This window comes from Mycobacterium sp. PDNC021 (assembly GCF_048282635.1).
Classification (GTDB): domain Bacteria; phylum Actinomycetota; class Actinomycetes; order Mycobacteriales; family Mycobacteriaceae; genus Mycobacterium; species Mycobacterium llatzerense.
On record NZ_CP182502.1, the window covers coordinates 2532483 to 2544537 of the forward strand.

Sequence of the window (12055 nt, forward strand, 5' to 3'; positions counted from 1 at the left end):
CGGGTCTCGGGTGCGGAAGTCGTTCTGCTGCGGCTGATTCGAGTCGCTTGCGAGCGTGGCGATCAGGTGTGCGTGATCAGCCCGGTGGGTGTGCTGGCCGAGCGACTTCCCGAGGGCGTCGAGCACGTCGAGATCGAAGAACTCGACCTCGGCGGCGCCTCGGGGGTGGCGCGGTTGCTGGCGGTCGGCACCTTGGTGCGGCGCTGGCGGCGTGCCGCGGTGGTCATTCGCCGGACGGTTCGCGCCGACGACGTGGTGATCGTGAACTCCCTATTGGCGCTGCCGGCGGCCCGCCTCGCGCGGCTCCGGCAAGGGGTGTCGTGGCTCGTCCACGACACCATCGATGAAGCCAAACAGCGAGCGATGATCCGGATCGGCAAGCCGGCCGTGCGCCGCGCAGTGGCGGTATCGCCGCCTACGGCGCTGCCGGTTCAAGAGCTCGGGCTCGACGTCTCGGTGTCGCCGTTGGGGGTCGACCTTCCAGGCGTCGTCGCGCGCCGGGGCGAGCGTGCACAGCCGGTGGTGGGCATCATGGGTGTGATCACCCCGTGGAAGGGTCACCGGGTGCTGCTGCAGGCGCTCACCCGCGTACCGGGGGTCCAGTGCGAAGTGGCGGGCAGCGCCTTCCATGCCGACGATGATTATCGCGCTGAGCTGCAAAGGTTTTCGGACACGGAGTTGGGTGGTCGGGTTCGTTTCCTCGGCCATGTGGATCCGGTCGCGGCCGTGCTGAGTTGGGATGTGTTGGTCAATGCCAGCACCTCACCGGAGGCGGGCCCGATCGTAGCGCTCGAGGCGATGAGCGTCGGCGTACCGGTGATCGCAACCGATCACGGCGGCAGTAGTTGGTTGTTGCGCGACGGTGCCGGCGTGTTGGTTCCCGTCGGGGACGCGGACGCCTTGGCTGCGGCAATCACCCGCGTGCTCGAGAACCCTTCCGACGTCGCCGAAATGATCGAGCGGGCGTACGAACGGGTCTGTGCCGTCCACGATGCAACGCTGGCGTTTCCGGCGATGTTGGACGCGTTACTGCCATCGCCCGTCAGCCCGAATCAGTAGCGGCCCGAACCGCTGCCGCTCGGTCAGACGATTACTGTCGTGCCTCCCTTGGTGATCCCGCTCGCGCTGTAGCTGCCGCTGGATGTGTTGGTGTAGAGAATCGGCAGTGCGGTGTTGTCGAAGCTGATGTTCTTGAGGATGATTCCGCTCATACTCGATCCGGTCTCCCGGATCAGGCCGACTTCGCGCTGGGCAGTCAGAGCGGTTCCGGTCACTGAAAGGTTCTCGATGGTGACGCCCGTCGCGGGCTGACCCGCGTTTCCGGCGTAGACCAGGATGGCGCCGTGTACCACGCCCGAGTTGTAATTGGCGCCGGTGACGCTGCCGCCGTTGATGATGATGTTCGATACGCCCATCGTGTCGTAACTGGGTTCGGACGCGACGTAGACACCGGCGCCATTGGTGTTCGAAACCTTGATGTTGTTGTACGTAATGTTCTGCCCGCCAACCACAGTCACGCCGCGACCCCAGGTCGTGCCGTTGACGATCGGATTGTTGATCGTGATGTTGGAGCAGATCGTTCCGTCCGCGACGTAGGACACGACCGACACCCCGTCGTCACCCGTGTTGTTCGTGACCGGATTGTTGACGACGCCGTCGTGCGCGCCGCCTGTCATCGAAATGCCATCCGCGCGTGAGTTGTTCACCGTGATGCCGGTCAGGTTGAACCAACCGGCACCCAGGACGTACACCCCGGCACCTGCGGCGCCGTTGATCGTCACATTGCTGATCGAGTCGTAGTTGCCCTCGATCAGCAACTTGTGCTGTTCATTCGCGTAGTAGCGCGGGCCGGTCAAATTGGCACCGAGCGTGAGATTGCTCATCGTCACGTGGTCGGCAAGAACTTCGACTGCCGAGGTCGCGTCGTTGGTGGCCTGCAGCGTCGCGCCGTTGCCGTTGATGGTTAGCCCCGAAACCGTGATCTGCAGAACTCCCGAGTGGTAGAAGGTCTTTGACGCCAGGGTGAGCGTTGAGCCGGCCTTCAGATTGCTGAACACGTCCTGCAGCACGGCGGTGCTGTCGCCCGTGATCGGCGTCGCGAGGACCGGCACCGTCACCGTCTGGGACACCTTGGACGATCCGCTGCTGGACATGACGGTGAAGCTCGACGTGTTCGCATTGGCCGACACCGCGGACAGGTCACGCGCGAGTTGGGTTGGCGTGTAGGTGAATGTTCCGTTGGAGTCCACTGTGACCGTGCCGTAGTTCGGTTGCGATGACACGGTGTACGTGATCGTCCCGGTGCTGCGGTTGATCACGTTCAACGACCCCGACACGGCACCGGTCGTGGCGTCCGGCGTACCGATCGTCGGCGTGCCCGCGACGAGCGTGCTGCGCGCGGGCTTGACCGCGGTGACCGGTTTGAGGGCGCTGAGGAGGGCGGCACTGGCGGGGGCCAGGTCGGTTGTCGTGGTCTGATCCGCCGTGGGCGATGCGATGGTGGGAGCTGTTGCGGCCGTGGGGGTCTGGCTGGTGGTCGTGGTTTCGAGTTGGCTGGCTGCACGTCGTACCCACGCCGCGATCGTCCATGCGATGGGTGAACCGAGTGGGGCCGACGGCGCGTTGCCGTTCGACAGCGGACCGCTTGAGGTGGTGATGCTCGCCGTCGTGGGCACCTGCGCGGTCGGAGTTGTGATGCCGGTTGAATCCAATTGCACGTGTACCGCGGTTGCGGCTGCCGTCGCTCCGCTGGGCGCTGCCGAAGGCGCTTGTGCTGGGATCGCCTTCGGTTGTGGCGATGAGGCCCCGAGGGCGCCGAGAGTTGGTTGCACGCGGGCGGATACCGGTCGCGACGTAGTTGGTGCGGCGGTTCTCTGCACCGAAGGTGGTTTGCGCAATGAGGGCGACGTTCCTGCTGATGGTGTGTCGGCTCCGGTGGTGTTCGGGTGTGTGGAACCAGTTCTCGGATTGCGTATGTGGTTGCGTCCCCGTCCGGATGGACCGCTCTTGTCTTCATCCGACGAGGACTGCGACGCCGGCGCGGTGGTCGGCTTGGTAGCCGCGGGGGACTGGGGGTCGTTGTGCTGTGGAGCTGTGGACGTGGTGTCCGGTGCTGCGGTGGCTGTACACGTTCCGGCACTACTGGCGATGGCGGTGCCTATGCCCAGCGCGACTGCCAATGCGCCGACTCGCCCGATGCAAAAAGTGACGTCCATTTGCCGACCTCTCGCCGCTGTGTCAGACCGCAGAGCTACGCGGCCGTCATTTGTCGCAACGATGATGACGATCATTTGTCGGGATGTGTGGTGTTTGAAAAACAATCTCAGAGAATTGGACGTCGCCAGGCGGCTCGAAAATTCGCCAAAATCACTGTTTTATGACGCATTATTCGGCAAATGTGCAGGGTAACTATTATTCGTACTAATAGTAGGTTTTTGCCAAAGTGTCAGTTACGGTTCGATTTCTTTGCTGATGGCGACCCTCGGCGGGTTCGTGCGGCCAGGATGTCGACCATGCGCATCGGTTTGCTGGCAGTGGCACCGGCGATGAACTAACCGGCAGTCGGGTACGTCGGAGCGGTCGTCGCTACGCAGCCTGGACGATTCCTATATCAATGTTGCCGGTTCTGTTTCAGCAAATTCAGAGCTAATTCGAACCGACGTCGATGTGCTTGCCGTCGTTGGTCCAGTTGGTAATTGTGTAGCTGGCTGCGGGCACGTTGCTGTAGAACGGTGCCACGGTGGTCGCGGTCAGGTGGATGTCGGACAATCTGATTCCGTGGATCGCCTGATCCCGGCCATTGGTTTCGTCGACAATTGCCACGTTGCGGTTGGCGTGGGCGCTCGTGGCATTGACCGTCACGGCCGAGACTTCGACGTCGTGTACGAATCGCCCGCGGTTCCCTGAGTACACGAGAATGGCGCCCTGCTCGATGTTGTTGTCCCAATTGGCGCCGGTCACGGTGCCATCGGCGACGGTGACCCGTTCGACGGATCGCGTGTAGAACGGATTGCCCTCGTTGGCGATGTAGACGCCTGCCGAGCTGGTGTTGGCCACCGAAAAATGTCTGATGTCAACGTTGTTTCCGCCGACCACCGTGATGCCACGTCCCCACCGGGTACTGCCGACGGTGATGTTCCTTTCGACGATGTCGTGGCATGTCGCCGAGTCATGGTCGTACGACACGACTGCGACACCGTCGTCGCCCGTCTGGTCGGTCTTGACGTTGTCCACCTGGCCGAAGGCTGAGCCGCCGGTCATGTGCAGCCCGTCGGCGCGGGTGCCGACGATGGTCACGTCTCGGACGACGAAATGCTGTGCGCCACTGAGATAAATCCCTGCGCCGGCGGACCCCACCACGGTGACGTTCGAAATGGTCGCCTGCTGTCCTTTGACGACGAGCTTGTGCTGTTGCTCACCCATCCACCGTTTGCCTTCCGTGGGTGCGCTGAGCGTTACGTTCATCACGGTGATGCCGTCGCCGAGAATGTCAACGGCGGAGGTCTCGTCGTTGGTGGCGGTGATCGTGGCCCCGTTGCCATTGATCGTGATGTTGGGGGTCCGAACCGTGAGCATGCCGCTGTGGTGATAAGTCCGAGGCTCCAGCGTCAGGGTTGCGCCGGGTACGAGCGCGTCGAACTGTGCTTGCAGAGACGCGGTGTCGTCGCGGTAGTCACCGTTGTCCGCAGCTGAGAGCGGCTTGCAACCCACTGCCATCATTGCGATGGCTCCCACCGCTGCCAGCACTGCCTGACCTCGCACGAGGCATTCCTTCCCGACAATCACGGCAAACTATGCCTCGGTTGCTTCAGCCAGATTGTCTCGCGCCGGCGTGCCCTGCGCTCGGCGATCAGTACTGCCGCGATCACCACGACGAGGCTGACCCACGCGTAGGTGACCCGCCCTTGGACCCAATACATGTACCGCGGCCATTCGACGAGTCCGGTGAAGAACATCGGGTAGATCAGCAGGCCGCCCAGGCTGCCTCGGCAGAAGTGGCGGTACAGCAGTCCGGCCACCATGCCGAGTCCGAAGAAGAACACCAGGCCGCCGATCGGGCCATAGTCGACGAACGGGGCTTCGTACCCGCTGGGATTGTTGAACTCGGGATTCGCATATTGCTCGAGAGCTTGGAAATAGGGTGATTTCGGGTCGAACGTCTTGGGGTATGGCCGATCATGGCCGCCGAGGAGCTCATACAGTCTCACCTGGTAGATGCCTTGGACCGACCAGAACGATTCAAGGGTGTCGTAGGGTAGGCGGCCCGGCCAGCTCATGTGGTCGATGATGACCGCGCCGTTGTTGATGGCTGTCGCGTAATAGCCCGCGAGGCGGTTCAGCACAAAAATGGGGAACGAGTCCTCACCGTGCATTCGGTAGAACATCCACGAGCGGAAGTACTCGAAGAAGGCGAATGTACCGACCACCAGCGCGATCCCGGCGATGGGAATCGTTCGTGCGACGGTGCGGCGCTTGCGGTCCCGGGTGGCAAGCCAGGCCGAGCCGACGACGACGATCGGCACCACCAGTTCCAGGATCGCCAGGCGCTCCGAGTAGATGTACGAGCGAGGTACCGACAGCGTGAGGACGATCAGAAGCTTGGCCAGTTCGGCGCGGGTGTACCCGTGCGCCAGGAGAATCGACGAGACGACGACTGCCGCGATGCCGACCTGGGTGAGGGCGGTGACTCCGGGGATGTTGCCGATCGCGGTTTTCGCCGGGGCGTCCCATGGGTGGTCGGATCCGCCGAAGAGTTCTGCGGGCCCGAGTCCACTCTTGACGATCAGAACAGCGAAACCCACGTAGCCGGCGACGGTCAGCGTCGTCAGTACGGTACTGGCGCGTTCGAGAGTCGCGCGCCGCAGTGCCGATAGCGCCGGCCAAACCGCAATCAGGTTGTCGCGGGACGGCATTGCAGCGATGACGATCATCGCGCCGAAGGCGAACGCGAGCACGCCGCATTCGAACAGCCACAACATGCTGTCCGACACGAGCTTCGGCTCCTGCCAGTACGTCCGGAATTGCTGATCGCTGATAGATGCGGTCAGCAGGATTGCGCTGGAGCCGACGGCGAGCGAAACGACTGCCGGTGACAACCAGCCCAATCGCAGTTCGCCACCTGTGCGCGGCCGGGCCTTGGGCCGGAGGCTCGTTGCAGTCAGCATGCCGCGATCACCGAGATGCTTGCCGGCTCGATCGGGGTGTCACGCGCGGGTCGCCACGATGGAAACCGGCGCGTCCCGGTGTGCGATGGCCCGTGCCGCGATGTCGACATCGTCGGCGGTGTCGAATCCGATCCGAACGACGATGATGATGTGGTCGGCATTGTCGGCAGTCTCGACCGCCACGGGCGTACTCCAGGTGTGCCCGTCGAGGATCACGGTCTCGGCGCTGCTGGCGTCGCTGTCGCCGTTGGTCAGCTCCGCGGTGACCACCTCGCCGTGCTCTCCCGCGGCAAACGCGATGTGCCGTGCGACGGCGGTACTGCCTGAATTCGCCGATGCTCCGACGACGAGGATGTTTCCCGTGCGTGGCAGGGGGAGTTGCGCATAGACCGACCGCGCTGCCACTTCGTCAACCTGTTCGCCGAGTCGGAGGACGGGTCGCAGCGCGAACCGGTCTTCCCCGTCCAGTTGAACGACCGACGTGACGGTACGCGAACGGGTGCGCCACACCATGGCTCCGGCCAGCGCGATGATGCCGCCGACGAGCCCTCCGCCGATCGGGCCGATGACAGATGAGGAGAGCAGTCCGGTCGATGTCGTGATCCGCGTTGGTTCGACGGTCTGAACCCCGGGTGCCCGCAGCAGCTCCACTTCGAGTGAAGTGCGCCTGAAGTAGAGCTGGACGAGCTCATCGGTCGGGCGGCCGGCGTTCGGTTCGCTCGCCCGTTGGGCTTCCTCGAGTTTCGGGATGACGGCATTGACGGCGTCGAGACTGGCCTGATACCGCTGCTGGTTCTGATCGAAGATGTGACCGGTGTAGGCGGTCACCGCCGCATCGACGGCATGACGGGCGTCGTCCGAGTTGGCCGCAGTAGCCGACAACGTGACAAGGTTCGACTTGCCGGTCTGCGACGCAGACACCTGGGGTTTCGTCCCTTTCGCGAGTTTCTTCGCGACGGAATCCAGGTAGCTCGGCGAGGACAGGTACGCCAATTCTCCGGACATGTAATCCGGCATCGTGTTGAGCAAGGGCTGTGTGCCGAGCATGATCTGGTTCGCCTCGATCGGCTCGTCGACCCGGATCACCGTGCTGGCGGTTACGTCTTTGCTCGGGGCGAAGGCAAATGCGCCGATGAGGGCGCCGAGTGCGATGCCGACAAGTGTGATCGGCCACAGCGGCGTGATCCATCTCGAAATGGCAGTCCTGCGTCGCTGTTGCACGTCGGCTCCCTCCAAACCCATTCGTGTGAGCTAGACAGTAGTGAATGTGCCGCGATATGGCAAATTTTCTAGCCAATCAACAGGCATCGCTATGGGTTGTCATCACGGCAACGGTAGGCGGTTCGTGGCAGTATCTGGAATGGCAATAAACTGATGTATAACAACATATTTCGTAGACTGGCATCGCCTCTGAATGGACGTAATCCAGGTTCATAAACTATTGCTGAAATCACCGGTCGTGCAATTACAGCAACAGAAGCGCAGGCCATGTGCGGGTCACTCTGCGCGGATTGACCGGGTGTTGCCTTCGCCGCAGACCGCCACCACCACAGCTGCGGCGTGGCACTCGGCGTGCGTCAGCGACAGCGAGATCTGATGCCAGTTCTGCGCAGCGGCCAGCTCTGCGGCCGAGCCGGTCAGCCGAAGCGTCGCGAGGGGCTTGGACGTGACCACCTCGATCTCGCGCGGCACGAATGGGAGATCGGGCGCCGAAAACGCCTTGATGGCTGCTTCTTTCGCGGCAAATCGGGCCGCGAGCCGGGGCAGCTGATTCGGTCCGGCACACGCGGTGAGCTCGCCGGCGGTGAAGATCTTCGAAAGGAACCGCGGGCCGAACGTCGATACGGAGTGCTCGATCTCGCTGAGACTCACCACGTCGCAACCGATACGAATGTGATGCCCGGGCAGCTGGAGCTCGGGAGGAATCATGTCAGGCTCCGGATCGGAGCTCGTGCGCGCAGATCGATCGATCCGACTGTGCCGATTGGTGTTTCATTGCCATCGTGACGGAGTAGCGGTATCCGGCGAGGCAGCCGTGGAGCCAGATCGAAATAGTTGTCGCCTGCGCGCCAACCCGGAATGTCGATGTCGATGTACCGCACCGCCACCTCGGACATCAGTTCGAGGACCCAACCGTCGTCCGTCTGACGCGAAGCGGTGGCCGTCACGGACGATGCGAGCTGCCGGCTCGCGGGATTGGTGATCAGCACGTCGTGCAGTGTGGGGCCGCCGTCGAATGCCGCCGTGACCTGGACGGCATCCGCGGTTGGCGGCCCGAACTTGAAGCCATGAGACAGATCACGGAACCGGCCGGATAATTCTGCGTCGGCAAATGTGATCGACGACGCCGCCGGCACCGCGATACTCCGTGTCACGTCGATGGTCACGCCCGCGGAACTGGTTGCAGTCAAGGTCAATTCACCGTGCAGCGCCGCGTCGGTGTCATTGTGAATATCGACTCGGATGCCGGCCAGGCCCTCGTCGGAAAGCAGTACCGCCACAGGTGCCCACACCCTGCCAAGTACCGACAGCGCGGGTTTCGCGTGGCCGTCAGAGTCGAGCAGGCCCCATCCGGCGCCGGGGGTCAAATCTCGGCCGGACAGCACCAGCGCGCCGCTGCAGCCGGAGTCTGCGCGCCGCCAGAACGCGAAGCACTCACGCATCGCGGTGGCGACTGCAAGCCGGCCCAACTGCAGGTACCGGTCGGGGTCGGTGCGGCGGACGGCCAGCAGGTCTTCGCCAAACACCGCCTGCGCGTAGAAGTCGCGGACATCTTCGAAATCCCACGACGATCCGCGGTCCCTCGGCACCCCCGCCTTCCACTCGGGGTGGTGACCAGCCACTGCGGCGGAACCGAAATGTCGCTCGATGTAGTCGAGCATCGGTGGGTTGGAGAACGCGAGACTCTCGGCAGCGAACTGGACTCCTGCACTGCGTACTGCGGCGATCGGCTGTAGGTAGCCGCCGACGCCGAACCAATGCGCTGTTCCGGTGTCCGGCCGGATGGCCAGATCGGTGCTACCCGGTGGTGGTGCAGGTGTGGACCGGACGTAGTGCGCGTCAGCATGTAGCGCCACGGCCGCGGGTAGCAACGAGTCGATCACCGCCATTGCGGACTCCTCGTGGCTGAGTCCCATCATCTCCGGCTGTTGGAGCGTCTCGCTGCCGCCGCTGACCACCGCCAGTGCTGGATTCCCCGAGACCCGTTGCAGGACTGCGATGAGCTCTCGAGCGATCAGCGCGCCGTGCTCCGCCGGCGGGTCGAACGTCGCCAACATGGTGTCCTGCCAGACCAGCAGTCCGGCCTCGGCACAGGCCTGCCAGAACTCGTCTTGTTCATATGCCAGGCCGCCCACGACCCGCACCATCGTCGCTCCCGAAGCGGCGAAGGCCGCGATCTGGTCGGAGATCTGAGCGCCGTCGGCATACATCCGCACTGGATCCGGAGGGGACCAGGTCACGCCCCGACAGAAGATCGGGGTGTCGTTCACTCTGATCCGGAATCGTTCGTCGGACACCGAAATCGTTCGGAAGCCTACGGGTTCATCGGCCACCTGGACGCCGTCGGCTTCGACGACGACCCGATAGAGATGCTGTGGCCCATAGCCGTTGGGCCACCAGAGCAGAGGTTCGGCGACGGTCACATCGAATCGGAACACACCATCGGCCGAGGGCGTCGTCTCATCGGCAATGTCACGGCCGGACGGGTCTCGGAGGGTGAGCCGGATCGATGCGGCGTTGGTGGCACCTCGCACCGTCACCACGTTGCCTTCGACCCGTGTTGTCGCCTCGGTGTGAATGCGGGTTGGTACAGCGGTCACCGGACGCCAAATGCCCACGGGAGCAGGGAGCTTCCCGTAGACCGGGGCCCGTCCGATCAGCGTGCTCCGAGCCCACCTCAGGCCAGGCGTTCCGACCAGGGCCGAACGCCACCGCCCTCGGGGGCGGCGAGTTCTCAGCCACTGATTCATCGAACCGAATCGGATCGTCACCTCGTGATTGCCGGCATCACAGTCGATGCGGGTGGGCAGGAACATCGACTCGCATTCGGCGACCGGCACACCATCGAGAAATACCGTGGCCGGAAAGGTCAGTCCTTCGAAGTCGATGCTCGTCGGCTGCTCGACCGCCAACGTGGTCCGACACCACCAGTCGTAGTCGTCGGGATTCCCCTGCTGCACTGTTGCCACGGTTGCCGGTGCCTCGAAAACCGGTGCAGTACTCCATTTGTCGACCAACTCGTCGGGCCGCGCGATGGTGTCCGGGTCGCACCGCAGCACCTGCCAGCGCTCCAGCATCGGGTTAACCTACCGCGTCGGCGATGACGTCGAGTGCGAGCTGCCAGTTGCCGGCCATGGTCGTGAGGATGGGAGACACGTCAGTCTTGCGACCGCTGGCGACGCGGGACATCTTGAACTGTAATGATTTTGCCCCGGCGGCCACCTCGCGCAGCGGAGCTGCTGCCGCTGCCGCGCCAGGGAAGTCGTTGTCGAGGTACTCGGCCAGATCAGCAAGAAGTTCGGCACACGCTCCGCACTGCCGCAATGAGGCAAAAGCCCACAAATGGAAGCGCGCCATGCCCGCGTCGGGCAGCCAGGTCGCGGCGTGGTCGACACATGCGGCAAGGCGATCGATCGGATTACCGTCCGGTCGGCGCGAAAGGTGCTCGTGCACAATGCTGGCCAGGGCACCGGGCTGAGCGCGGTCGGGAAAGTGCCGGATCACTTCGATATAGGGCGGCAGTGGCAACGCGGATTCGGCAGTCAGGCCGAAGACACCATCGAAGTCGTCGCCGTCGAGTTCGAACAATCCTGCGTTGTGCAGGTACCGCAGCCGCCGGTTCGCGGGGTCGATCCGAACCGGGGTGATCGTGGTCTTGACGTGCTCGGTGCGGTACGCGGTTCCAGCGGTGTCGGCAAGCCACCAGCTGTCGACCTCGACCGTGTGCAGCACACCGCGGGGAGGCCCGGTTTCGATCAGCTCGAGCAAGGGGAGCCACGAATTCTCCTCATCGACCTCGATGCCGTAGAGGCGGCGCAAATCCTCGGGTTGCTGCTTGCCAAACGTCCAGCTCAATCCGTCATGATCGGCCGAAAGGAGCGCCGCGAAGGTCGGAACGGGGTCCAGCCCAAGGCAGTTGAGAACTTCGATCCACAGGTCGAGGTAGCAGTTCGTCTCAGTCCAGATGCGTTCGGGGCCATGGGTGAAATGCTGTTGGTAGTGCCCGGGGACGGCGTCGATCCGCAGGGCCGTTGCGGTCTGCGGCACCGCGGTGAATGCCACGGTCCCTACTTGGCGAGCGTCGAGACGACGGTCTGGATGTTCTTTATCGAGGCGAAGGTGGATTTCTTCAGGGCTTCGTCCGGGAACTCGATGTCGAACTCGTCTTCGAGCGCAAGCATGACGTTCACCGACGCATGGGACGTGAGGCCCAATTCGTAGAGGTCGGCGTCGTCGGCCACCCCGGTTGGGTCGACGGCCATTCTGCCGTGCGCCACCAAAACCCGCTCGATCGTTTCCCGCATGGTTCTATCATACAGAGCAAGTTCCATTTTTAGTTCGCTGAATCAGCTACAGCTAACTCACGTGCTGCTGGAATCCAGGTTCTTGGTGGCCATCCCGAGGGAGTCGATATGCCCGACCATGACGGTGCTGCCGCGCGGAGTGCGCCGGCCATCCCGGGACTCGCCGACGCGGTACGCGCCGCCGCCGACGCCGCCGCCGACGTCGACCGCGATGCGCGCTTCCCTCATGAGGCAGTCAATGCACTCAAGCAGGCAAAACTACTGTCGTGCGGGCTTCCGCCCGAGCTCGGTGGTCAGGGCTATCGGATCGGCGAGCTGGCGGTTGTCGCCCGGTCGCTCGGGGCTGCGTGCAGCGCCGCCGGCATG

The 12055-nt window shown here is 63.6% G+C and carries 10 protein-coding genes and 1 pseudogene; 2 read left to right on the top strand and 9 right to left on the bottom strand.

All coding sequences use genetic code 11. From position 1 onward, the window contains the following. Positions 1-72 precede the first annotated feature (72 nt). Positions 73-1059: a glycosyltransferase family 4 protein gene (locus ACNO8X_RS11925; protein WP_418005442.1), complete on the top strand. Its 987-nt coding sequence runs from the start codon at positions 73-75 to the stop codon at positions 1057-1059. 23 nt (positions 1060-1082) lie between these two features. Here the strand turns inward: ACNO8X_RS11925 and ACNO8X_RS11930 are convergent, their stop codons facing one another. The 9 genes from ACNO8X_RS11930 to ACNO8X_RS11970 all read right to left on the bottom strand — a co-directional run bounded on the left by ACNO8X_RS11930 (position 1083) and on the right by ACNO8X_RS11970 (position 11917). Next, complete coding sequence (locus tag ACNO8X_RS11930) at positions 1083-2717, bottom strand: right-handed parallel beta-helix repeat-containing protein (RefSeq protein ID WP_418005443.1); 1635 nt, start codon at positions 2715-2717, stop codon at positions 1083-1085. Between the two features lie 928 nt (positions 2718-3645). Continuing rightward, entirely contained in the window at positions 3646-4761 is a 1116-nt protein-coding gene (locus ACNO8X_RS11935) for a right-handed parallel beta-helix repeat-containing protein (protein ID WP_418005444.1), read from the bottom strand. A 20-nt stretch (positions 4762-4781) separates the two neighbouring features. Beyond that, positions 4782-6164, bottom strand: a complete 1383-nt coding sequence (locus tag ACNO8X_RS11940) for an O-antigen polymerase (protein ID WP_418005445.1) — start codon at positions 6162-6164, stop codon at positions 4782-4784. Positions 6165-6203: 39 nt separating this feature from the next. Next, positions 6204-7385 carry a hypothetical protein gene (locus tag ACNO8X_RS11945; RefSeq protein ID WP_418005446.1) on the bottom strand — a complete coding sequence of 394 codons (1182 nt, stop codon included), beginning with the start codon at positions 7383-7385 and terminating at the stop codon, positions 6204-6206. A 276-nt stretch (positions 7386-7661) separates the two neighbouring features. Further along, complete coding sequence (locus ACNO8X_RS11950) at positions 7662-8093, bottom strand: 4'-phosphopantetheinyl transferase superfamily protein (RefSeq protein WP_418005447.1); 432 nt, start codon at positions 8091-8093, stop codon at positions 7662-7664. After that, positions 8090-10462: a glycosyl hydrolase 2 galactose-binding domain-containing protein gene (locus ACNO8X_RS11955; RefSeq protein WP_418005448.1), complete on the bottom strand. Its 2373-nt coding sequence runs from the start codon at positions 10460-10462 to the stop codon at positions 8090-8092. The genes ACNO8X_RS11950 and ACNO8X_RS11955 overlap by 4 nt, the downstream gene beginning before the upstream one ends. Before the next feature lie 4 nt (positions 10463-10466). Then, positions 10467-11447 carry a DUF1839 family protein gene (locus tag ACNO8X_RS11960; protein WP_418005449.1) on the bottom strand — a complete coding sequence of 327 codons (981 nt, stop codon included), beginning with the start codon at positions 11445-11447 and terminating at the stop codon, positions 10467-10469. A 5-nt stretch (positions 11448-11452) separates the two neighbouring features. Further along, positions 11453-11689, bottom strand: coding sequence for an acyl carrier protein (locus ACNO8X_RS11965; RefSeq protein ID WP_418005450.1), 237 nt, complete (start codon positions 11687-11689; stop codon positions 11453-11455). 57 nt (positions 11690-11746) lie between these two features. Continuing rightward, entirely contained in the window at positions 11747-11917 is a 171-nt protein-coding gene (locus ACNO8X_RS11970) for a hypothetical protein (RefSeq protein ID WP_418006076.1), read from the bottom strand. Here ACNO8X_RS11970 and ACNO8X_RS11975 point away from each other — a divergent pair. After that, positions 11840-12046 (top strand): annotated as a pseudogene (locus ACNO8X_RS11975) (acyl-CoA dehydrogenase family protein); the annotation flags it as partial. The gene ACNO8X_RS11970 and the pseudogene ACNO8X_RS11975 overlap by 78 nt on opposite strands. Positions 12047-12055 lie beyond the last annotated feature (9 nt).

Bases quoted from the DNA above. Each gene is read 5' to 3' on its own strand.
- ACNO8X_RS11965 (WP_418005450.1), bottom strand. From the start codon at position 11,689: ATGCGGGAAACGATCGAGCGGGTTTTGGTGGCGCACGGCAGAATGGCC.
- ACNO8X_RS11955 (WP_418005448.1), bottom strand. From the start codon at position 10,462: ATGCTGGAGCGCTGGCAGGTGCTGCGGTGCGACCCGGACACCATCGCG.
- ACNO8X_RS11970 (WP_418006076.1), bottom strand. From the start codon at position 11,917: ATGAGGGAAGCGCGCATCGCGGTCGACGTCGGCGGCGGCGTCGGCGGC.
- ACNO8X_RS11940 (WP_418005445.1), bottom strand. From the start codon at position 6,164: ATGCTGACTGCAACGAGCCTCCGGCCCAAGGCCCGGCCGCGCACAGGT.
- ACNO8X_RS11950 (WP_418005447.1), bottom strand. From the start codon at position 8,093: ATGATTCCTCCCGAGCTCCAGCTGCCCGGGCATCACATTCGTATCGGT.